Raw genomic sequence first — 22643 nt, 5'->3', positions numbered from 1 at the left:
CACTTTCCACCGCCTGCGTGGTCGCGCTTGCCGTGCCGGCCCAGGCTCAGCGCACTGCCCCGAAGACGACGGAAGGCGAGGCCAATGCGGACGATATCGTCGTCACCGGCGAGAAGATCGATCGCGCACTCAAGGAGACGAGCGCGGCGGTGACGGTGATCCGCGGCGTCGATCCGCAAGTCTTCAAATCGCCCTATGACGTGGCGGCGGTCGTGCCGAACATGATCGCGACCGCTGCCGACCTGCCGAGCATCCGGGGGGTGACCGGTTCGGGCGCTTCGAGCGGCATCTTCACGTTGATGTCGGGCGCGCGTCCGCGCGTGGCGACGATCGTCGACGGCATCGCCGAGACCTTCGCGGGGCAGCGTTACGCCGATGCCGGCATGTGGGACATCGCGCAGGTCGAGGTGCTGCGGGGTCCGCAATCGACGACGACCGGCCGCAACAGCCTGGGCGGCGCGATCATCCTCAACACCAAGGATCCGACCTGGTCCTGGGAAGGCGCGGGGCGCGCCGGCTTCGAGACCGAGCGCAGCACCGGCCTCCTTGCCGCGATGGTGTCGGGCCCGCTGGTCGCCGACCAACTCGCGATCCGTCTCGCCGCCGACGGGACGCGCGGGAAGAGCTATATCCGCTACGATGCGGGCAGCGGCTTCCCCTTCGACCCCGCGACGATCGAGCGGACCAATCTGCGCGGCAAGCTGCTCTGGGCGCCCGCGTCGCTGCCCGGCTTCACCGCCCTCGTCACCGGCACCAAGCGCTGGAACAAGGGCGAATATCTCTATTCGGCGACCGGTCCGGACTTCTTCCGCTATCGCTGGGACAATCCGCTCCTCAACACACGGACCAGCGATTCCAGCGTGGGGACGGTCGCGGTCGATCTCGGCTATGCTTTCGTCGAGGACGTCCATGCCCATCTACTCTACGGCCATGGCTGGTTCGACGGACAGTTCCGCCAGTCCAACCAGAACAGCTCGGCCAATTCGCAGGGGCGGCTCGACCTGACCGAGGGCAACAATACGGTCGAGGCGCGGCTGACCTATGCGCCCGCGGGCAGCAGCCTGTCGGGCGTGATCGGCCTGTATCACTATGACCGGCATCAGGATTTGCGGTCGGATCTTGGCGTCAACGGGCCGGACGATATCGACACCAATGCGGTCTATTTCGACGCCACGCTCGGCCTCGCCAACGGCGTCGACCTGCTCGCCGGCGGCCGCGTCGAACGCGAATCGCAGCGGCGCAACGTCGCCTTGTCCTGGGGCAAGGTGCAGGGCCGGGAGGCGCAGACCATCGGCCTGCCCAAGCTCGGGCTGCGCTATGCCGTTACCGACACGACCAACATCAGCGCGACGGTGCGCAAGGGCTATAGCCCCGGCGGCGGCGCGATCGACTGGAACACCGGCGATTACTACGTCTATGGCCAGGAGTCGGTGTGGACCTATGAGGCGGGATCGCGGACCGAACTGGCAGGGCGCCGGCTGACGCTGGCCAGCAATGTCTTCCTCAACAAGTATCGCGGCTTCCAGACGCTGGTCGCGCAGACCTTCACCAATATCCCCAGGGCGCGGACCTATGGCTTCGAGTTGGAGACCGCCTGGTGCCCCTGGACCGGTTTCGACATCCACGCCAGCCTGGGCCTGCTCGACAGCGACATCCGTGTGGCGCCGGCCGGCTTGGCGAAGATCAAGGGCCACCGGCTCGACAATGCGCCGTCCTTCACCGGTGCGCTCGGAGCCGATCAGCGCTTCAACAACGGCATCGCACTTGGCGCCAGCGTGAACCGGGTCAGCCGTTATGCCTCGCAGGTCGAAAGCGGCACGGCGATCGATGGCGGTGACTATACGGTCGTCAACGCGCATATCGGCTATGAGACGCCGGGTTTCGGCATCCGCGCCTATGTCCGCAACCTCGGCGACGCGCATATTCTCTATTCCGCTCGTACCAACCGCTTCGGCGATGTGCAGGGACAGGTCGGACAGCCGCGCGCGTTCGGCGTTGCCACGGATGTTCGCTGGTAACTTGAGAGCCGACCGGCGATCTAAGCGGGCCATGACATGCACGGTATAAGCCTAGCGCGCGACAAAGCGAGCGCGCGCGGGCGTTGCGCGAGCGGTCCACCAGCGGCACGGTGCCGCAGTGCCGCAGTGCCGCGGTGCCGCAGTGCCGCGGTGCCGCGGTGCCGCGGTGCCGCGGGCATAACGCCGGTGGATCTGCTCGACGCACAGGAAGTTCTCTAGCGCGGCGCAAGTCCAGTGATCGCAGAGAAAGGCGGCGCATTTCCCAGCGTCGAGATCGCGCCGGAACACCGCGCGGGGGATGGCGCCGGCCACGCATGACGGATGAGCGGTGCGCTAGCCCAGCAGCGCGAGGTTGAGCGCCCAGCGGCCCGCAAGCGCCGCGGTGACATGATGATGCAACGCCCCGGCCGGCAGGTCGATCAACGCCTGCCGCCCTCGCCCGTCACTTCGACCGTGCATTTGCCGGCCGGATCGTGCCAGCGGGCGCGCCCGGTCGCCAGCGCTCGATCCCAAATGGGCGAGGCCAGGTCCGGTGCAGGACCGGCCTGCCCGGTCTGGACGGCAGGATGAAGTGCGGCATCGATGCCGGTGTAGAACACCAGCGCCGACCCGGTGAGGCCCAGCACTTCGAACAGCAGCCCCAGGCTCAGCCCCAGCCAGAGGTGGACGCGGCGCACGAGGATGCGTGCGTGTGATGCTGCCGATCGGCGGCGCGCGGTCGTCAGAACCGCGTCGCCAGCGCTACCTCGAACGATCGTGGCGCGCCGATATAGACGTTGGTGGTCGGATAGCCGGAATATTCGCCATAGAAGGCGTCTGTCAGGTTCCGGCCGCGCAGCATCAGGGTCGCCTGGCGGCTGACCGGGAACGACAGGCTGGCATCCAGGACGGTATGCCCGGCGACCCGGATGGTGTTGGCGGTGTCGGTGTAGAAGGCGCTGGCGTGCCGCAGGAAGCCACCCACCGTCACCTTGTCGGCGACCGTGTGAAGCGCCGAGGCGTTGACCGTGGTCGAGGGGACGTTGATCGGGCGGTTGCCGCTACGATCGATCCGGACGCCACTCACCAGTTCAGACAGCTCGTCATATTGCGCGTCGGTGTAGGACACGCCGCCCGACAGGCGCAGCGCCTTCACAGGGGTAACGACCGCGGACAATTCGACACCTTGCGAGGATTGCCGCCCGCCTTGGACGGCCAGCGCCGGGTTGGCCGGATCGCGCGTCAGGATGTCCTTCTGTTCGATCCGGTAAGCCGCGCCGCTGACGCTCGCCCGGCCGCCCCATGCACTCGCCTTGAACCCGGCCTCGTAGGCGCGGCCCTTGGTCAGCCGGAACCGGCTGTTGGCGATCGAGGCCAGCAGGATTGAGGACACCGGCGATACCGCGGTCGTATATTGCGCGTAGAGCGTCAGGCCCGGTGTCACGTTCCATGTCGTCCCCGCCCGCCAGGAGACAGGATCGAAGGTCGGGCTGTTGCGGTCGATCGCGCCGCCCACATTTTGGATCGTCGCCCGGTCCAGCTCCATGTGGTCCCAGCGCACCCCGCCGACCAGCAGCCATCTGGGCGTCAGGTTCAGCGCATCCTCTGCAAAGACGGAGGTCTGCTTCAGCTTGGAGTCGAAGGTGACGTTGCCGGCAGTGAAGATCGCCGTTCCGGTGGGCAGCGGCACGATGGCCGGGTTGCGGACATCCACTGCCGGGAGGGCCGAGGTGGCGGCTGTCTGGCGCAGGCTGACGAAATCGGTGTCATTGTGTTCGATGCCGAGGCTGAAGCGGTTGCGCAGGCCCGCGATCCGGCTGTCATTGCCGATCACCCCGCGCGCGTCCCAGAATTGGTGATCGTGCCGGAAATCCTGATAGGTCTGGCGGAAGCTGCCATTCGGGAATTCCCCGGTAGGCGCAACGAAGGCCTGGCTGTCGGCGAGCAGAAACGCACGCTTCGCGGTGTAACCGGTCAGGTCGAGCGCGAAGGTCCACCCGCTGCCGATCGACCAGTCGAGCCGCGCGCGCACCGTCGTCTCGTCGGCACCGGAATAGGCGCCTTGGGGATTGTAGTTGCGGCGACGAAGCGCGCGATCGGCGACCAGGCCGTTCGCGCTTGTAACGGCATCGGTAGGGCGCAGCGCATATTGACCGGGGATCAGGGGCAGACCCTGATAGGTGGCGTCGTAGCGATCCTCGAAATGATCGACCGCGACGAGCAGCGAGAGGCGATCACTCGGTTTCCATAGCGCGCTGGCTGTCAGCCCGGCCGAGAAGGTATTGTTGTTATCGACGTCGTAGAGACTGTCCGATCGCTGGTAACTGGCGTCCGCCCGCACCGCGAGTTCGGACGATATCGGCAGGTTGACCCCGCCGGCTGCGAACACCGTGTCGAAACTCCCGACCGACAGCAGCGTGTCGAGGTGGCGATCGCCCAGCACCGGCTTGCGCGTCACCTTGTTGATGACCCCGGCCAGCGCGCCCTCGCCATAGAGAACCGAGGCCGGTCCTTTCAGCACCTCGACCCGATCATAGTGCCAGTTGTTGCTGTCGCGTTGGACAACGGTCGATGCCGACACCCGCACGCCGTCCTGAAGGATCGATACGGTGTTGCCGGCGAAGCCGCGTAAGGAGACGACGGCGGGGTTGCCCGGCACGTTACCGGCGATCGCCCCCACCACGTCGTTGAACGTCTCGCGCGCGGTGCGCAGGCCGCGAGCCAGGAGATCGTCCTGCGTCAGCACCTCGACGCTCGCCGGCGTCTCGCGGATCGACAGTCCGAGCCGGCTGCCCGCCTGCGCCTGATCGTCCAACTGCAGCGGATCGCGCTGGCCGGTGACGACGATCGTCGCATCGGTGCGGTCGTCGGCGGTGTCGCGGATTTGTGACGCGGCCGGGACGGCCAGCAGCAGGCAGGGCGCAGCCGCGCCTGCCAGAAGATGTGTTCGGATCATGGTAATACCTTTGACCGGCCTGACGCCGGAGGCGCGGGCCGCAGTTCATGGTCGCGCCGGATGAAGCGGTGCGGGATGACAGGTCAGAGGTAGGCCGGTGGTCCTCGCAGCGGAGGCCGTAGATAGGTCGGACGTGAGGGTACCCGCGGGACGGTCGCGATCAGGCCGAGGGCAAGGATGAAGACGATCAGTGCCGCGAGCTGAACGGGATCGATCGACCCCAACATCGCGGCCGACAGGCCCGAGAAGGCGCAAGGCATCTCCGCCTTGCTATGATCCTTCGACTTGCCGTGGTCGGTCATGGCACCGTGCATCCCTGGCATGGCCATCGTCATCGTGCGCGGCGCGGTGCCCGAACAGATGGTGATGGTCATACGGCCATGATCGCTGTCGATCATATAACCGGTGGGGACCAGCAGCTTCAGCAGCAGCGTCGCCGCGCAAAGCAGCACGGCAAGCTGGCGTTGCGCGAGGAGATGCCGCATGGTCTGCACGGAGAGCGACCTACCGTTGCCGGCAGGTCGTGTCACTTGGACATTCCGCCCTGCTTCCACCACCGTATAGGCCGATGAATCCTAGAAGCTTACGCCTGCTCGCACGAAGACGGTTCGGCCATTGAAGCCGAACGGCGAAATCGCGTTATACGGTTGCGTACCCGCATTGTCGGCGCCGTTCGTACCGGCTGTGACGCTCGCGACCGTCGAGGCGATGTTCTCGTCCGGGTCGACATCGAACAGGTTCTGCGCGCCGGCACTTAGACGCAACGCACGCGTCGCCTGCCACGACAGTTCCAAATCGGTCAGCACCTTGGCCCCGAATTCCTGGATAATGTCGACGTTGGACGGATTGGCCGCTGCCGCGACCCGCCTCGTCTGATAGCCCGGCGTCAGAATGTCAGCACGCGCAATCGTCACGTTCGTCAGCGCCACCGTCGCCACTTCGCCGTAGCGGGTGTTGGTGAGCGATAGCGTCACCAGCCCTCGCGTGTAGTTAAGATCCAGCGTCACCTTGGTGCGCGGCAGACTGTCTGAAAACCGCAGCTGTTGCGTCAGGTCGAACAACGGCGTCGTGATCCCGAGCGCGGAGAGCGGCGCAGGCGTACCGGCGATCCGGTCGAACTCTGTCTTGGTATAATTACCGGCCAACGTGCCGGTGAACAGGCTGCCATCGTCAAAGCGGTGGCGCGCGTTGACCACGAGATCGATGCCCTTGGTGTCGGTGTCGACCGCGTTGGTGATGTACGAAATCGCGCTGAAGTTGCCGGCGCCGCGACTGACAAGGAAGTTGGTCAGGCGTGTGTCCTGGAAGGTCGAGGAAATCGCGATGCGATCGCGGAGCTTGATCTGATAGGCGTCCAAAGTCGCGGTTATCCCGCGGCCCTCGAACACCAGCCCTGCTGAGAAGTTGTCCGACCGCTCGGGCCGGAGATCGGTTGCACCGACCAGACGGGCGGCAGGGCTGTTCACGGCCGCGACCCGCACAATCGCCTGTGCACCGTTCAGGATCAGGGTGTTCGAGGCGTTATAGCCTTGCTGCGCCAGCGCGGGCGCGCGGAACGCCGTGTTATAGGAGCCGCGCATCGCAAGGCCGCCGAACAGCGCCAGCCGGCCAGCGACCTTGTAGTTGGTGGTGTCGCCGAAATCCGAATAGCTTTCATATCGCACCGCGCCTTCGAGGAGCAGCCGGTTGAATAGGGTTTTCTCGAGTTCGCCATAAACTGCCCAGCTTCGTCGCCAGATGCTGGCACGATCGTCAGGGCCGGCGCTTGGTCCGGGTTGCGCGCCGATCGGTCCTACCGCGCCTGCCGCAGGCCCATCGATGATGCGCACTCCGCCGTCACGGAAACCGTCGATGTCGCCCGAGAAGAGGCGATAGGTCTCCTCGCGATATTCTGTTCCCACGGCGACGTTGAGCGGAGCGTCGTCGCCCAGCGGAATGGCGCGGGTAAGATCCAGGTTACTGGTCCACTGATAGAAATCTGAACCGAGCCGGTAAAAGCGGCGCGGCGAAGCCGTGCCCAGCGTCACGTTGACGCTGTTGTCGTAGAAAAGGTCCTGCGTATTGACGCCGTAACTGCTCGACAGGTCCCACCCGAACCCGGCAAGCTCGGTGCCGCGGATGCCGGCCGCCACCGAGAAATTCTCTATCTGAGAATCCAGCACCGGCCGATATCCATCAGGGTTGAAAGCGCGCAGCGTTTCGTTTTGCCCGGCGCGGCGAAAGAAATACTCGATGTCCCCGTCAAGGCGGCTGTAGCCGCCGAAGCTGTACACCTCGACGTTCGGTGCGGCTGGCGTGACGAAGTTGACGAACACCTGTTTGTTGGTGCTCGGCTGGTCGCCGAACCGGAACACGTTGCGGTCGATCGTCGCTTCGCGCGGATCGAGCGTGCCGTTGGCGGGCGTCAGCCCAGTGCCGGAGCCGTAGTTGCCGGAGATCGCAACAAGCCGACCGGCCGCATTGGTACCGAAATACTGCTGGCGGGTGTCGGGGCGGGAGCGGTTTGTGCCTTCGGCCTTCTGGATCGACGCGGTCAGCCGAAAGGCGCCGCCGTCTCCGACGCGAATACCCGACGAAACGCTCGCCTCACCATAGGCGCCGTCGCCTGCCGTGGTGATGCCGCCAGTGACCTGCGCGCGCGTGCCCACCGACCGGTCGAGGATGAGATTGATAACGCCCGAGATCGCATCGGAGCCGTATTGCGCCGACGCACCGTCGCGAAGCACCTCCGCGCGGTCGAGCGCAAAGGAGGGAATCGCGTTGAAATCGACCGACACGTCGCCGCGACCGACCCCGTTCGAGGCGTTCAGATCGGACGAGGTGTGCCGTCGCTTGCCGTTCACCAGCACGAGCACCTCACCTGGACCCAAGCCGCGCAGCGATGGTGGTTGCAGATAATCGCCGACCCCTGACCCGAGCGGACGCGGCGTGTTGAAGCTTGGCACCTCGACCTTGAGCTGCTGGATCAGGTCGACGCGCCCGCTCTGCTGAAGCTGCTCACGGCTGATCGCGTCCACCGGTGTTGCGGAACCGGTCGCGGTGCGCCCGCCGAAGCGGCTGCCGGTCACGATTATCTCGCCCCGCGTCGTATCGGTTGGCTCGGTTGGCTCGGTCGGCTCTGTATCGGCCGTCTCCGCCGGCGTCGTCTGCGTCATCGCCGGTGCGGCCGAAAGCGCCGCGATCATCGCGGTCGCGGCGAGCCGCGGAACGGTGCGTGTCACTTGTATTCCCCTTCCGAACCCTATGGCTGCATGTCCGCAACCGATGGTTTCTATCAATGATATGTTGCACTGTATCATGAAGGTTGGCAAGTTAGGGGCATGACTGATCGAGCCGAACCCATCCGCCTCCACGACGTGACATTGTCCTACGGCGATCACCGCGTCCTCGACGGTCTGTCGCTCTCCGTCAGAATCGGCAGCGTCACTGCGCTGCTGGGTGGGAACGGCGCAGGAAAGTCCACGACCCTTTCCGTGCTGCTCGGTTTCGCAAAAACAGGAGGCGGCGAGGTTTCGGTGTGCGGGATCGATCCCGCTGTGGACCCGGACAGTGCGCGCCGGCAGATCGCCTATCTGCCCGAGAATGTAGCGCTCTACGAGCATCTGAGTGCGGTCGAAAACGCGGACTATCTGCTAGCCCTTTCAGGCGAGCGGCAGGCACGTGCCGCTATCACAGACGCCCTTGCCGCAGCCGGCCTCCAGGAGCGCGCCTGGGACCAGCGGCTTGGTGGTTTCTCTAAGGGTATGCGGCAGAAGGTGGCGATCGCGGTCGCACTCCTTCGGCAGGTGCCGGTTCTGCTGCTCGACGAACCGACGTCCGGCCTCGACCCTCGCGCCACCGCCGACTTCAACGCGCTGGTCGCGGCGGTTCGTGATCGTGGCACGGCGGTCCTGATGGTGACTCACGACCTGCTGTCCGCGGCTGACGTCGCGGATCGGATCGCGTTCCTTGAGGGCGGTCGGGTGGTGGACGACATTGCGGCAAGCGGTCCCGAGCGCTTCGACGTGCGTGCGCTTCACGCGCGCTTCCAAACCGGCACCGCGGCGATTGCGGCATGAGCGCCGCCCGCCTGATCGCCCGCGACGAGCTGCGCCTGATGGCGCGCAACCGGGTTGCGGTCATCGCCCTTATACTGCTGGTGCTGCTGACCTTGGTCGCGGTGCTGAGCAGTTGGTCGCACCAGCGCGGCATTGCCGAGCTTCGCGCCCGTCATGCGGCAGTTGCCGAGCAGGCGTTCGACGCCCAGCCTGACCGCCATCCGCACCGCATGGTACATTACGGCCATTTCATCTTCCGTCCGCTGGGTGCCCTCGCCGCCTTTGATCCCGGTGTCGACGCCTTCACGGGCAACAGCATGTTCCTGGAGGGGCATCGCCAGAATACCGCCAACTTCGGCGACGTGCGGCAAAGCTCGCTTCTGGTGCGCTTCGGCCAGCTCACCCCCGCCTTCGTGCTGCAAGTGGTCGCGCCACTGCTCTTGATCTTTCTTGGCTATGGTGGGCTCGCACGGGAAACGGAGCGCGGCACGCTTCGCCTGCTGATGTTGCAAGGCGTCTCTCGCGGGCAGGTCGTGCGCGGCAAGCTGCTCGCACTCGGCACGGTGGCGTTGCTGGCCGGCTTGCCGGCGATGATCGGTTTCGTGTTGATCGCGGGACAGCCGGGTGCGCTGGCCTTGCCGATGCTGGTCATCGCACTCGGCTATCTTGCATGGCTCACGCTATGGGTCGTCGCGATCCTGCTCGTCTCCGCGGTGGTCCGGCGCAGCCGCGATGCGTTGCTTGCGCTGGTGGCGCTGTGGGCGGTCGCCGTGGTGCTGTTGCCGCGTGTTGCCCCTGATGTCGCGAGCGCGGTCGTGCCGCTCCAGAATCGTCTCCAGACCGACGTCGCAATTGCGCGGGATCTGCGAGCGATGGGCGACAGCCATAATCCTGACGACCCGCATTTCGCCGCGTTCAAGGCGCAAGTGCTCGCGCGCTATGGCGTAAGCCGGGTCGAGGACCTGCCGGTGAACTACAAGGGCTTGCTGGGCTTGGAAGGCGAGCGGCTGAGTTCCGATCTGTTCGAACGCTACGCCGGGCAGAGCTACGCCGCGCAAGACAGCCAGAACGCGCTGGTCGAGGCCGCCGGGATGCTCAGCCCTGCCATCGCAATCCGCTCGCTCTCGATGGCGGCTGCCGGCACCGACTTTGCCGGCCACCGTCGCTTTCTCGAACAGGCGGAGACGTATCGCTATGCGCTCGTCCAGCGACTGAACCGACTTCAGGCAGACGCGGTCAGCTATGCCGACGACACTGCAAAGGACGCCGGCGCCGACCGCCGCAAGCGGATCGACGCGGGCAACTGGCAGGCCATGCCTGCGTTCGTCTTTGCGGCACCTGACGGCGCCACGCTCGCGAGGGGCGCGGTGCCGGGGCTCGTAATCGTGCTCGGTTGGCTGGCTGTCGCTGCGGCGCTGCTCATGCTCGCTACCCGCCAGCTGGGAGCCCGTCGATGAGCCTGTTCGGCCATGAACTCCGCCTGCTCCTCCGGCAACGGCTGACCGTCATCGCTCTCGGGCTGCTCGCAGCACTGACCGTCGCTGCGCTTGTCGCGGGGATGGCGGAGGTGGCGCGTCAGCGCGCCGCGATCGCCGCCATTCCCGCCGCGCAGGCGCAGGACATCGGCCCGATCGCCGCCTGGGTGGATAAGGAAAAAGACGCCGGCTCGGCCGCCTATTACAGTTTTCATCCGACCTGGGACGCTCCTTCCCCGCTAGCCTTCGCTGCGCTGGGCATGCGTGATGTGTCTCCGTACATCCTGCGGGTGCGTGCCCTGGGGCTGGAGGCGCAGGTTTACGATGGCGATACCTTCAATCCTGAACTCGCACTGCCCGGCCGGTTCGACTTCGCGTTCGTGCTGGTGTTTCTTGCGCCCCTGTTTGTGATCGCGCTCTTCCACGACCTGGTCTCCGCCGAGCGCGAGGCAGGCCGCGCGCGGATGCTGGAGGCGCTGCCAAACGGCGGGCGAGCGTTGTGGCGTAGGCGTACATGGCTACGTCTCACGCTGCTCTGGGCCGTCCTGGCGGTACCGTTCGTGGCCGCAGCTACTATCGAGGGCGTCGGTTTCGCTACCATCCTGATCGTGTTGCTCTCGATCATCGCCTATTTGCTCTTCTGGACCGGCCTCGCCGCGCTGGTCGGACGGCTGCGCTGGAGTTCGGTCGCAAATGCCGCGACGCTCGCAGCGTCGTGGCTAATGCTGGTGTTGGTGGTGCCGACCCTTGCCAATGTCGCGATCAACCAGGCCATACCGGTCAACCAAGGTGCGGAGATTGCGTTGGCGCAACGCGAGGCAGTCAACCGGGCCTGGGATATCCCGCGTGACGACACCATGCGGCGCTTTTACGCGCATCATCCCGAATGGGCGGATTCACCCCCGCTCGGACCCGAGTTTCACTACAAATGGTACCTCGCTTTCCACCAGAACGGCGACGAAAGCGTGGCCGGACGCGTGCGCGCGTACCGAGCCGGCCTAGAGGCGCGCGACGCGGCAGGACGCGCGTTCGGGTGGGTGCTGCCGTCAGTCGGGGTGCAGGCGCTGCTGACCCGCCTTGCGCGCACGGACCTCGATGCGCAGCTGGCTTACCAAGACCGGATCCGCGCGTTTCATGGTCGTCTGCGCACCTTCTACTACGGCTATCTTTTCCGCGATCGACCGTTCGGCACCGCAGACTTCGCCCGCGCCCCAAGGTTTATGGATGTCACGCCCGCTGGCGGGAGGCAGCCGTCACCGGTGATGTGAGCCCGCCTCAGCTGTATAAATATGTCCTTATTGGTGTCACAACCGTCCAGTCGTGACACCAACGCGAAAGCGACCGTTTTCTGCGAGGTTCGGTGTTTCAGACTTCGCATCAGATCGTCTGCGCGGGGAATGACCCGGCCATCCGGTGCAGACCTACTATCTGCACCCGGTTCGTGCCCGCCGAGATGAACACGTGCGGGCATCGATCTTGCCATTACGAACCCGTCGGCATGGAAATATCGAAACCGATGGCCGCCCAGGATAGCGCGTCGATCCCGCGCCAATTATGACAGACCGTCCGGGACCAGGACGGGACGATGCTCGCGATGCTGAAGATTACCGCCGTCGATCACATCGTCTTCAACGTTCGCGACATCGAGGTGTCCGCGAACTGGTATGTCCGCGTCCTCGGGATGGCCAGGCACGAGACACGGTCGGACGCCGGTGGATACCGCACCAGCGTCGCTTTCGGCCATAGCAAAATCAATCTTCGCCCCATTGACGCGACGCAGGACAGTTGGTTCACTGGCAAGCAGCCTTGCGTCGGCAGCCAGGATATCTGCTTTCTAACCGATATGCCGTCGGAACGAGTGGCGGCGCATCTTTCTGAAAACGCGGTGAAGATCGAACTGGGACCGGTCGTCAAGCAAGGCGCCAGAGGCCCTATCAATTCGGTCTATGTGCAAGACCCGGACGGCAATCTGATCGAAATCTCGTCCTACGATGAATAGGTTCGTCACCGAATCGGCAAGGCGCGACGACCGACATCAGGCCGACGTCCGCCCGCTAAGCGATAGGCGGGCCGGGCAGCGGATCGATCGCCAGCACGAGACGACGTTCGCCAGTCGCGCTGATTGGCGGCGAGCGGTGGAGAATGGTGGGCGGGTCGAGCAGCAACCGCCCCTTGAACACAGCCACCGCGCCGGTCGGCACCTCGCAGACGGCATCGGCGGCATCGGCGCGGCACCACTGGGTGCCAGGCCCGATGTAGCTGCACAGCAGCCGCAGCGTCACGAAGTCGGCGTGGAAGCGGCGGCAGGCATCGGTTTCAACGACTTCCAGTCGCAACCGCAACCGATCCTCGCCGATCAGCGCGGCATGGCGCCGCACCAACAGTCCGATATCTTCGGCAAGCAGCGTCGCGACCGGATCGGCATAGCCCGCGTCAGCAAGTGCGCCATCGATCGCCTCTCCGGCGGCGAGGTCGAGCGACACATCATCGACCATGTCTAGGTCGAGAAATGCCAGTGCGGCGCGCAGCGCGTCCGGCAGCGACCGCCACCAGATGGCCAAAGCGGCATCGGGCCGCGCAATCGCGTCGAGCGAAGAGCGATCATGGTCGAGCACCACGATGTCATCAGGCATGACGAGCGTCATTCTGCCGCCTCCGGCTGGCGCTTGCCCCAGCCCGGGAACGGATCGCGCAAGCCGGACCACAGCGCCGGGGTGAAGGCGGCGGCGGGCACGAGGCAGGCGTCGAGTCGCGTGCGAATCCTTGCCTCGTCCATGCCGATGCCGATGAACACCAGCTCCTGCCGCCGATCGCCCCAGATCATGTCCCAATGCCTGGCGACGAACTCCTCGAACCGGCCATCGTCGGGCCATTGGTGCTTGGGGATCGACGCCCACCAGCGACCCATGCGCGCAGTTTCGGTCTGGCTGCCCGCCACCGCCAGCTCGCCGACCCAGTCGGGGCGCGTCGCCAGCCAGAAATGCCCCTTGGCACGCACGACGTGATCTAGGCCACCATCGGTCAGGAAGGCATGGAACTTCGCCGGATCGAACGGCGCGCGTGTGCGATAGACGAAGCTCTCGATGCCATATTCCTCGGTCTCGGGCTGGTGATGGGCATAGCCGTACAGCTCCTTGGCCCAGAGCGGATGGCGCGCGGCCTTCCCCTCGTCGAACAGCCCGGTGGCGAGGACGAGATCGAGATCGATGCGGGAATGGTCGGCCGCGACGATCACCGCATCGGCATTGAGGCTGGCGACCAGTTTCTTGACCACCGCGAGCTGCTCGGCCGACACCGACGAGGCCTTGTTGACGATCACCACGTCGGCGAATTCGATCTGCTCGACCAGCAGGCCGACCAGGCTGCGCGTATCGTCCTGGCCCATGCTCTCGCCGCGATCGGCGAGGAAGTCCTGGCTGGAATAATCGGCGAGCAGGTTCACCGCATCGACCACCGTCACCATCGTGTCGAGCCGCGCGACATCGCCCAGCGACACGCCGTCCTCGTCGCGGAACGAGAAGGTGGTGGCGACGGGCAGCGGCTCGGAGATGCCGGTGCTCTCGATCACCAGATAGTCGAACCGTCCTGCCTCGGCGAGCGTGCGCACCTCCGCCAGCAGGTCGTCGCGCAGCGTGCAGCAGATGCAGCCATTGGTCATCTCGACCAGCGCTTCCTCCGACCGCGACAGTGCCGCCTCTCCACCGCGCACCAGGTCGGCGTCGATATTCACCTCCGACATGTCGTTGACGATCACCGCCACCCGCCGCCCCTCGCGGTTCGCCAGGATGTGGTTGAGCAGGGTCGTCTTCCCAGCCCCGAGGAAACCGGACAGCACCGTCACCGGCAGGCGGGTGTCTTGCAGAGTATCGCTTGCCATGTCTGTCTCTTAGTGGGTTACGTTACAACGTAACATTGCCATTAGCTTCAGCGGATGTCCAGTAGCTCTCCGATCACAGGCGATCGCCCGCCTCGCTGGCTCGAGGTGACCGCCTCGATCCAGCGCCTGATCCATTGTCCTTTCCACCAGCCACATCCTTTTTGGGAAAGCGGGCGGGGCAGCGGGCAGGACCAAGGCTAATCACCTCCTGCATTGCGAAAGTGAATGAATGGCATGAAGTGGGCAGCGAAAAGCGGCCGCGAATGGACCGGACGTGGGTCGTTCGGACCGCCTCAGGTTACCCGATGCGTGGCGTTCGAGCGCTTGTCTGCGTGTACCCCCTATTGTACCCCTCACCGTGCAACGCGCTGACAGACGGGTTGTGCGACGACGTAGAATCAATTGCTTAGCGCGCGGCAAAAGTAGGTCAGGAATCCTGTCCCCTCGACCATTCCCATTAATTACGCGGCAGCACCCTGCCGCAGCCGGATTTACGGCACCAGCCTCGCGCCTCCCACACGATGGGCCGTAATACGCTTGCCGCGATCGACATATTCGCTCGGGTTACAGTTCCTTGGCCGACTCCCACCCCAGCGCATCGGCGATCTCCCGACGGATCGTATGCAGCTGAGCCTTACGAAGCCGGGCGCACCCGACAGCAGCCGTCGTCAGCCATGTGACAGCTCGATGACGGTTGTATGCTGACGATCGGCTTACAGCTCATTATACGATTTTATTTATCTAGTTTTCAATTACTTAGCCGCATGTCGCCACTTCATGTCCATGCTGGACCATGGTGTAATTGTCATTATCCGTAGCCGCCGGGCAACACCGGATCTGCTTCCGAAATCCGGCTTGTCCCAGTCGTTTACACCACGCTCGGCACCCTCCTAACTCGCCCGACAGCGAGTGCTGCTTCCGCACAGCGACACGACAATGGGCCGTGTCGCCGGTCCCGCGGATGTCAGGTCGAGTATCTAGCCTTGACCCGAGTTTCCCCGATCCGGACGTCCCTGATGCGCGGCGCGGCCCTGCCCGTGCTGCTGCCCGCCGCGATGATCGGCATGGCGATCACGGCCAGCCCGGCCGCCGCCCAGGACGCCAATGCACAGGACACCGCCGCCCCGGCGGCGGCCGCGCCCGACCAAACGGCGCAACCGTCCGCACAGGCGACCCCCGCCACCGGCGCGGACATCATCGTCACCGGATCGCTGTTCCGCCGCACCGATACCGAGACGCCCTCGCCGGTCACCACGTTGACCGCGGACTCGCTCGCCAAGGCGGGCATCACCACCGTCTCCGATGCGATCCGCTCGATCTCGGCGGACAGCAGCGGCTCGATCCCGACCGCTTTCTCCTCGGGCTTCGGCGCGGGTTCGTCGGGCGTGTCGCTGCGCGGGCTGACGGTCAATTCGACGCTGACCGTGATCGACGGGCTGCGCACCGCCAATTATCCGCTGTCCGACGACGGCCAGCGTTCGTTCGTCGACCTCAACACCATTCCCGACGCGATCGTCGACCGGGTCGAGGTGCTCAAGGACGGCGCCTCGTCCAGCTATGGCGCCGACGCGATCGGCGGCGTCGTCAACATCATCATGAAGAAGGAGATCACCGGGGTCTACGGCACCGTCGAGGGCGGCGTGTCGCAGCGCGGCGACGGCGGTGAGCAGCGCGCGACGCTGACGCTCGGCACCGGCCATCTCAAGGACAAGGGGTTCAACCTCTACATCAGCGGCGAATATCAGCACGACGACCCGATCTGGGCGCGCAACCGCGGCTTTCCGCTCAACACCGCCGATCTGAGCGGGATCGGCGGCGACAACAACAATGCCGGGTCCGCCGTCCCCGGCACGACGACCAGCGCGGTGGTCGCGCCGACGACGCAGCTGACGCCGGGCAACGTCCTGTCCGGATCGGGGCTGGCGACCGGGCCGTTCCAGGTGCTCAACCCCAATGGCTGCACCGGCTCGACGACGCCGATCAGCGGCACCGCCGGTAACGGCTGCCAGCAGAATCTCGTCGCCGATTATGGCCAGATCCAGCCCGAACAGACCCGCTTCGGCGTCACCGTCCATGCGACGGCGCAGGTCAACGACCAGACCCAGGCCTATATCATGGCCTCCTATTTCCAGAACGAGGTGAAGGCGTCGAGCACCGCCGCCAACATCCGCTCGTACAATCCGATCAACACGCAGAACATCGTCCTGCCGGTGCTGCTGAGCAACGGCCAGCTCAACCCCAACAACCCCTTCGCCGCCACCGGCCAGCCGGCGTCGATCTATTACCGGTTCGGCGACATACCGGGCTCGTCGGATTACAAGAACCACGTGCTGCGCGGCGCGGCGGGGATCGACGGCCGGTTCGGCGACGGCTGGGGCTATTCGGTGTCGGCGACGGTCGCGCATTCGTGGCTCGACATCACCCAGAACGGCTATCTCAACCTCACCGCACTGACCAACGCGATCAACACCGGCAGCTACAATTTCGTCGACCCGACGCAGAACAGCGCGGCGGTGCGCAGCGCGCTGTCGCCGGCGGTGCGGACGCAGGCGACCAGCGACCTCGACATGATCCAGGCGGTGCTGACCAAGGACCTGCTCGCGCTGCCCGGCGGTCCGCTGCAGCTCGGCGTCGGCGGCTCGTTCCGCTACGAGGCGCAGAACGATCCCAACCAGAATCCGAACCTCACCACGATCGGGCTCAACCAATATACCGCGGTCGGCAGCCGCACGGTGGAATCGGGCTATTTCGAGGTCAACGCGCCGGTGCTGACCAGCCTGGAGATCAACGGCTCAGGCCGGTTCGATCATTACGAGGAGGGCTACAATCGCTTCTCGCCGAAGATCGGCGCCAAGTTCACGCCGTTCCGCCAGCTCGCGATCCGCGGCACCTTCTCGAAGGGCTTCCGCGCGCCGAGCTTCGCCGAGACGTCGGGTTCGGTGATCGGCTTCACCACCACCAAGGCGCCCTGTTCGATCCAGGCGCAGCATGGCGGCACCGTCGCCGCCGACGGCACCTGTTCGGGTGGCAGCGCCTACAACCAGAGCTACTCGATCGGGTTCAACACCGTCGGCAATCCCAACATCAAGCCTGAACTGTCGCGCAGCTTCACCGGCGGCGTCGTCGTCCAGCCGCTGCGCTGGCTGAGCTTCACCGCCGATTACTACAACATCAAGAAGACCGACGTGATCTCGGGCGGTCCGCTGTCGAACCAGGCGCTCGCGGCTTATTATGCCGGCACCCAATTGCCCAACGGCTATACGGTGACGCCGGATGCGATCGATCCGGCCTTCCCCAACGCGCCGCAACGCGCGCTGTTCGTCAACTCGCCCTTCGCCAATGCCGCCGCGCTCAAGACCTCGGGGATCGACGTGTCGGCGCTGGTCCAGCTCCATCCGAGCGACGATCTGCACGTCACCAGCCGCGCGGAGGCGACCTACATCCTCCACTATCTGTTCAAGCCGAGCGCCGACCAGCCCTACAGCGACTTCGTCGGCACGCAGGCGCCCTACATCACCTCGTCGGGCGCGGGCACGCCGCAATGGCGCGGCAATTGGCAGAACAGCGTCGAATATGGCGCCTACACGCTGACCGGCACCGCATATTACGTGGCCGGCTACAAGGCGGTCGCCTTCGACCAGTTCGGCACCACCGATTGCAACGGCGGCAGCACCTATGGCGGCAGCGATCCGAACTTCAACTGCCACGTCCGCCGCTTCATCGACGTCGACCTGACCGGCAGCGTCAAGGTCAACGACAAGTTCAACTTCTACTTCAACGTCATCAACCTGCTCGACGCCAAGGCGCCGCTCAACGCGGGCAATTACGCCGCGACCAACTACAACCCGACCTATACGCAGATCGGCGCGGTCGGCCGGACCTTCCGCTTCGGCGCGAACGTCCACTTCTAGGCGGCATGGGGCCGGCGCGGATCATCCGCGCCGGCTTCCGTCACGCGCCGCTTTCGCCCACGAACAGCGTGCGGGTCTCGCCGGCGACCCAGACCTGCCCCGCCCCGTCCTGCGTGACGTGGACGCGCCCGGTCCGCCCCAGCCGCGTGCCCTGCGCGGCGACATAGCCGCCGCTGGCCCGGCCGCTCGCGAACAGCCATTGGCCGACCGAGGCGTTGAGGCTGCCGGTCACCGGGTCCTCGATCAAACCGCCATGCGCGTCGCTGAAGATCGCGCGCAGCTCGAACGCCGCATCGCCGCCGGCGGGGTGCGGCCCGACGATGCCGATGTCGACATGGCTGGGATGATGGCGCACCGGCTCCACCGCCAGCACCGCGTTCGCGGAGTCGAGCATCACCGCGATCCAGCCCGGCCCGTTGTCGACCCAGGCGGCATCGACGATCGCGGCGCGGTCGAGATGCAGGATCGCCGCCACCGCGTCGATCTCCGCCTCGCTCGGCGTGCCGCCGCGCACCAGCGGCGGCGCCGCGAACGCCAGCCGATCCGCGCCGCGACGGATCGCAACGAGCCCGACGCCGCATTCCTGCACGATCGTCCCGTCCGTCTTCGGCCGGCCGCCCGCTTCCAGCCACGCATGCGCGCTGCCCAGCGTCGGATGGCCGGCGAACGGCAGTTCGTGCGCCATGGTGAAGATGCGGACGCGATAATCCGCGGCCGGATCGCGCGGCGGCAGCAGAAAGGTCGTCTCCGAGAAGTTCAGCCAGGCGGCGATCGCCTGCATCTCCTCGCCCGACAGGCCATCGGCGTCGGCGATCACGGCGAGCGGATTGCCGGTGAAGGCACCGGTGCCGAACACATCGACGAGGCGGAACGGACGGGTCATCGAGAAGAGCCTCCTGCTGGCGGACGTACCCGCGCCCTTACCCCGCGATCACCATGATGCGAAGCGGACGCTGGTCGACGATGCGGCAATCGGCCGGCGGCGACGCCGCCCAAGCCGAGCGATGCCGCGGCCAACAATTCCTCTGTCTGCCATTCCGATCCCGCCGGTAGGAATGATCGCATCGGCCGCGACCAGCGGACGGGAATGACGGGCGACATGTCCGCGACGGGGGAATCATGGCAGTATTTCGATCATCGGCGCCGCACGTCCTGTGCGTGGTCGCGCTCGCCGCCGGCATCGTCGCGGCCCCCGCGGCGGCACAGTCGGTCGCGCCCCAGCCGGATGCGGCCGCGAGCCCCGCACCGTCGGAGATCGCCGAGATCACCGTCACCGCCCGCCGCCGCACGGAAAGCCTCGCCACCACGCCGGTTTCCGCCACCGTCCTGTCCGGCAGCGACCTGCTCCAGCAGAACGTCCGCAGCTTTCAGGACCTGCGCGGCGCGGTCTCCAACCTTGAACTGGTGCCGCTGCTGTCGGGAGGAACGAGCTTCACCGTTCGCGGCATCGGCCAGACCTTCAACCAGGTCAATTCCGACACCAAGGCCGGCTTCTACGTCGACGAGATGTACGTCAGCCGGCAGGAGGGCAACGACCTCTATTTCTACGACATTGCGTCGTTGCAGGTGCTCAAGGGGCCGCAGGGCACGCTGTTTGGCAAGAACACCACTGCGGGCGCGGTGCTGCTGACCACGCAGCGTCCGACCGACCGGTTCGAAGGCTATGCGCAGGTTCGCGCCGGCAGCCTGCGCCGCATCGACACGGAGGGCGCGCTCAACCTGCCGCTGGCGGACGGTATCTACGCCCGCGCCAGCTTCCGCACGCAGAGCGTCCGCGGCTTCATCAGGCACGTCCTCGACGACGGGCGCAACGGCAACGTCAACAACCAGTCGGGCCGGCTGCAGCTGCGGCTCGACAAGGGCGGCCCGCTCACCATCGACCTGCTCGGCGAGTACAACCGCTCCTCGACCGACGGTGGCGCAACCATCCCGCTCGCCTGCCTGCCTGGCGCGGACTATATCCAGAATTACGATGCGCTGCATCGCGTGCCCTATTGCACCGCTTATCCCGTGCTCGGGCGCAGCGACACGGTCTATGGCGCCGCGACGCTGCTCGCCCCGACCAGCGCCGCGGTCACCGACCTCGCCCGCGGCGGCGACGCCGACGGCGTCGGCCGCTATCGCGGCCTCGGCCCGTTCAACCGCACGACGGCGACGACGCTCAACGGCCGCCTCGGCTACGATCTCGGCGGCGGCATCGCGCTTCACAGCGTCACCGCCTATCGCCGCTCGCGCGCGCGCTTCTACACGCCGGTCAACAACGCCCCCGACGACATCTACGCAGAATATGACGACACCCGCACCAGCCAGTTCACGCAGGAGGTGACGATCGGCGGCACCGTCGCCGACGACCGCCTCACCTTCCTCGCCGGCGCCTTCTACTTCCAGCAGAAGACCCGCTTCCTGCAGGACACCGGCCCCGACTGGATCGATCCGCTCGGCTACGTCTACGATGCCGCGCTCACCTACCGCAGCTACGCCGGCTTCGCGCAGGCATCGTACAAGGTCACGCCGAAGCTCGAACTGACGCTCGGCGCGCGCTACACCTACGACCGCAAGACCGGATCGAGCTACGTCTTCTTCGCCGGCCGCACCAACACCTTCCTCTACAATGGCGTGCCGACGTCGTGCGGCTATTTCACCGGCGACTTTCTCGGCGGCATCGCCAATTGCGGCGGCGCGCCGTTCACCGCCAGCGGCCGGGATCATTGGGACGGCTTCGATCCCAAGCTCCAGCTGTCCTATCGCTGGTCGAACACCGTGTTCACCTATCTCACCGCGGCACACGGCTATAACGCCGGCGGCTTCAACCAGCAGATCGGCGGCCCGTCGAGCGACGGCCGCTTCCCCTCCTCCTACGATCCCGAGAAATTGTGGTCGTACGAGGCCGGGATCAAGCTCGACCTGCTCGCGCGGCGCGCGGTCGTCAATTTGTCCGGCTTCTACCAGAAATACACGGATATCCAGGCAGGCGTGAACGTGCTGATCGGCAACGTCTCGACCCGGCAGGTGCAGAGCGCCGCCTCCGCGCACGAAGCGGGATTCGAGGCGGAGGTGGTGTTGCGCCCGGTGCCGGACCTGACGCTGCGCGGCAACGCCGCCTATCTGACGCAGGGTTACGACAGCATCCGCCCCAATGCGGTGTCGCTGACACTCGACACGCCGGTCAGTTCCGCGCCCAAATATACCTACAGCGCCGCGGTCGCGTACGACCTGCATCTCGCCGACGGCGGTACGGTGACGCCGAGCGTCGACCTGCGCGGCGTCGGCGCCAAGCCCGCCTGCCAGTCGGGCGCGGACTATGTCTGCCGCCTGCCGGCCTATGCATTGGTCGGCTTCCGGCTCGATTTCGCCCCGCGCGCCGACGGGCCGTGGCGGATCGGCCTGTGGGGCACCAACCTCTTCGACACGGTGACGCAGCAGGCGCGGACCGGCTTCTTCGGCGGCTTCGGCATCGATCGCTTCACCCCCGGCCGGCCGCGCGAGATCGGCGTGGAGACGTCGTTGCGCTTCTGACCCCGTCGATCCAAATCGACGCTCGGGCGTTCGAACCGCCATGAAGACTATCGCCTTGCCCGACGGCACCCACGTTCCCGCGCTCGGCCAGGGCAGCTGGATGATGGCCGAGGACCCCGCGCGTCGCGCCGACGAGATCGCCGCGCTACGCGCCGGTATCGACCTCGGCCTGACGCTGATCGACACCGCCGAGATGTACGCCGACGGCGAATCCGAACGGCTGGTCGGCGAGGCGATCGCCGGCCGCCGCGACGGCGTGTTCTTGGTCAGCAAGGCCTATCCGCAGAACGCCTCCCGCGACCGGCTGCCGCAGGCATGCGAGGCGAGCCTGCGCCGGCTCGGCACCGACCGGCTCGACCTCTATCTGCTCCACTGGCGTGGCGGCGTGCCCCTCGGCGAGACGGTCGCGGCGATGGAGCGGCTGGTCGCCGAGGGCAAGATCCTGCGCTGGGGCGTCAGCAATCTCGATACCGATGATATGGACGAGCTGATCGCCGCGGGCGGTGCCGCCTGCGCCACCGACCAGATCCTCTACAATCTCACCCGTCGCGGCCCCGAACATGACCTGCTGCCCTGGCTGGCGCAGCGCACGATCCCCGTCATGGCCTATAGCCCGGTCGAGCAGGGCCGCCTCGCCGCCCATCCCGGCTTGCGGTCGCTGGCGGCGGAGAGGGACGTGACGGCGGCGCAGCTCGCGCTCGCCTGGCTGCTGGCCCGCGACGGCGTCATCGCCATCCCCAAGGCAGGCACGCTCGCCCATGTCGAGGCCAACCGCGCCGCCGCCGACCTGACGCTCACCGGCGAAGACCTCGCCCGCCTCGACCAGCTCTTCCCACGCCCGACCCGGCCGGTGCCGCTCGAGATGCTGTGACTG

The 22643-nt window shown here is 66.2% G+C and carries 15 protein-coding genes; 8 read left to right on the top strand and 7 right to left on the bottom strand.

Annotation, left to right across the window (positions count from 1 at the left end; all coding sequences use genetic code 11):
- Positions 1-32: 32 nt before the first annotated feature.
- Complete coding sequence (locus tag AC07U4_RS00395; protein WP_495194022.1) at positions 33-2018, top strand: TonB-dependent receptor; 1986 nt, start codon at positions 33-35, stop codon at positions 2016-2018.
- A 419-nt stretch (positions 2019-2437) separates the two neighbouring features.
- On the opposite strand, the gene AC07U4_RS00390 is transcribed toward AC07U4_RS00395, so the two are convergent.
- From AC07U4_RS00390 to AC07U4_RS00375, 4 genes are all read right to left on the bottom strand, one after another.
- Positions 2438-2695 (bottom strand): PepSY domain-containing protein, encoded by a 258-nt coding sequence (locus AC07U4_RS00390; protein WP_495194021.1) that lies wholly within the window; start codon positions 2693-2695, stop codon positions 2438-2440.
- A gap of 44 nt (positions 2696-2739) precedes the next feature.
- Positions 2740-4953: a TonB-dependent receptor gene (locus tag AC07U4_RS00385; protein WP_495194020.1), complete on the bottom strand. Its 2214-nt coding sequence runs from the start codon at positions 4951-4953 to the stop codon at positions 2740-2742.
- A gap of 83 nt (positions 4954-5036) precedes the next feature.
- Complete coding sequence (locus AC07U4_RS00380) at positions 5037-5438, bottom strand: DUF2946 family protein (RefSeq protein WP_495194986.1); 402 nt, start codon at positions 5436-5438, stop codon at positions 5037-5039.
- Positions 5439-5528: 90 nt separating this feature from the next.
- Entirely contained in the window at positions 5529-8138 is a 2610-nt protein-coding gene (locus AC07U4_RS00375; protein ID WP_495194019.1) for a TonB-dependent receptor plug domain-containing protein, read from the bottom strand.
- A gap of 135 nt (positions 8139-8273) precedes the next feature.
- Between AC07U4_RS00375 and AC07U4_RS00370 the strand changes: the two genes are divergently transcribed.
- The 4 genes from AC07U4_RS00370 (at position 8274) to AC07U4_RS00355 (ending at position 12464) form a co-directional block, all read left to right on the top strand.
- Complete coding sequence (locus tag AC07U4_RS00370) at positions 8274-9011, top strand: ABC transporter ATP-binding protein (protein WP_495194018.1); 738 nt, start codon at positions 8274-8276, stop codon at positions 9009-9011.
- Positions 9008-10447 carry an ABC transporter permease gene (locus tag AC07U4_RS00365; protein ID WP_495194017.1) on the top strand — a complete coding sequence of 480 codons (1440 nt, stop codon included), beginning with the start codon at positions 9008-9010 and terminating at the stop codon, positions 10445-10447. Before AC07U4_RS00370 ends, AC07U4_RS00365 begins: the two co-directional genes overlap by 4 nt.
- Positions 10444-11733 carry a DUF3526 domain-containing protein gene (locus tag AC07U4_RS00360; RefSeq protein WP_495194016.1) on the top strand — a complete coding sequence of 430 codons (1290 nt, stop codon included), beginning with the start codon at positions 10444-10446 and terminating at the stop codon, positions 11731-11733. The genes AC07U4_RS00365 and AC07U4_RS00360 overlap by 4 nt, the downstream gene beginning before the upstream one ends.
- Positions 11734-12050: 317 nt before the next feature.
- Positions 12051-12464 (top strand): VOC family protein, encoded by a 414-nt coding sequence (locus AC07U4_RS00355; RefSeq protein ID WP_495194015.1) that lies wholly within the window; start codon positions 12051-12053, stop codon positions 12462-12464.
- Positions 12465-12519: 55 nt separating this feature from the next.
- Here the strand turns inward: AC07U4_RS00355 and AC07U4_RS00350 are convergent, their stop codons facing one another.
- The gene (locus AC07U4_RS00350; protein WP_495194014.1) at positions 12520-13098 is read right to left on the bottom strand and encodes a DUF1826 domain-containing protein; all 579 of its coding nucleotides are present in this window, start codon (positions 13096-13098) and stop codon (positions 12520-12522) included.
- Between the two features lie 8 nt (positions 13099-13106).
- Complete coding sequence (locus AC07U4_RS00345) at positions 13107-14342, bottom strand: GTP-binding protein (protein WP_495194013.1); 1236 nt, start codon at positions 14340-14342, stop codon at positions 13107-13109.
- A gap of 1016 nt (positions 14343-15358) precedes the next feature.
- Between AC07U4_RS00345 and AC07U4_RS00340 the strand changes: the two genes are divergently transcribed.
- The gene (locus tag AC07U4_RS00340; RefSeq protein ID WP_495194012.1) at positions 15359-18253 is read left to right on the top strand and encodes a TonB-dependent receptor domain-containing protein; all 2895 of its coding nucleotides are present in this window, start codon (positions 15359-15361) and stop codon (positions 18251-18253) included.
- Between the two features lie 40 nt (positions 18254-18293).
- On the opposite strand, the gene AC07U4_RS00335 is transcribed toward AC07U4_RS00340, so the two are convergent.
- Complete coding sequence (locus tag AC07U4_RS00335) at positions 18294-19136, bottom strand: PhzF family phenazine biosynthesis protein (protein WP_495194011.1); 843 nt, start codon at positions 19134-19136, stop codon at positions 18294-18296.
- Between the two features lie 236 nt (positions 19137-19372).
- On the opposite strand from AC07U4_RS00335, the gene AC07U4_RS00330 reads away from it, so the two are divergent.
- The gene (locus tag AC07U4_RS00330; RefSeq protein ID WP_495194010.1) at positions 19373-21769 is read left to right on the top strand and encodes a TonB-dependent receptor; all 2397 of its coding nucleotides are present in this window, start codon (positions 19373-19375) and stop codon (positions 21767-21769) included.
- A gap of 40 nt (positions 21770-21809) precedes the next feature.
- On the top strand, positions 21810-22640 hold the full coding sequence (locus tag AC07U4_RS00325) for an aldo/keto reductase (RefSeq protein ID WP_495194009.1): 831 nt from the start codon (positions 21810-21812) through the stop codon (positions 22638-22640).
- Positions 22641-22643 lie beyond the last annotated feature (3 nt).

The sequence above is a fragment of the Sphingomonas sp. GW821-FHT02B09 genome (assembly GCF_059421875.1).
Note: the sequence above shows the minus strand (reverse complement) of the source record. Positions and strands in the feature narration are given on the sequence as shown.

Coding starts and splice junctions, on each gene's coding strand:
- AC07U4_RS00385 (WP_495194020.1), bottom strand. CDS start 4,953: ATGATCCGAACACATCTTCTGGCAGGCGCGGCTGCGCCCTGCCTGCTG.
- AC07U4_RS00380 (WP_495194986.1), bottom strand. CDS start 5,438: ATGCGGCATCTCCTCGCGCAACGCCAGCTTGCCGTGCTGCTTTGCGCG.
- AC07U4_RS00375 (WP_495194019.1), bottom strand. CDS start 8,138: ATGATCGCGGCGCTTTCGGCCGCACCGGCGATGACGCAGACGACGCCG.
- AC07U4_RS00370 (WP_495194018.1), top strand. CDS start 8,274: ATGACTGATCGAGCCGAACCCATCCGCCTCCACGACGTGACATTGTCC.
- AC07U4_RS00365 (WP_495194017.1), top strand. CDS start 9,008: ATGAGCGCCGCCCGCCTGATCGCCCGCGACGAGCTGCGCCTGATGGCG.
- AC07U4_RS00360 (WP_495194016.1), top strand. CDS start 10,444: ATGAGCCTGTTCGGCCATGAACTCCGCCTGCTCCTCCGGCAACGGCTG.
- AC07U4_RS00355 (WP_495194015.1), top strand. CDS start 12,051: ATGCTCGCGATGCTGAAGATTACCGCCGTCGATCACATCGTCTTCAAC.
- AC07U4_RS00350 (WP_495194014.1), bottom strand. CDS start 13,098: ATGCCTGATGACATCGTGGTGCTCGACCATGATCGCTCTTCGCTCGAC.
- AC07U4_RS00345 (WP_495194013.1), bottom strand. CDS start 14,342: ATGGCAAGCGATACTCTGCAAGACACCCGCCTGCCGGTGACGGTGCTG.
- AC07U4_RS00340 (WP_495194012.1), top strand. CDS start 15,359: ATGCGCGGCGCGGCCCTGCCCGTGCTGCTGCCCGCCGCGATGATCGGC.
- AC07U4_RS00335 (WP_495194011.1), bottom strand. CDS start 19,136: ATGACCCGTCCGTTCCGCCTCGTCGATGTGTTCGGCACCGGTGCCTTC.
- AC07U4_RS00330 (WP_495194010.1), top strand. CDS start 19,373: ATGGCAGTATTTCGATCATCGGCGCCGCACGTCCTGTGCGTGGTCGCG.
- AC07U4_RS00325 (WP_495194009.1), top strand. CDS start 21,810: ATGAAGACTATCGCCTTGCCCGACGGCACCCACGTTCCCGCGCTCGGC.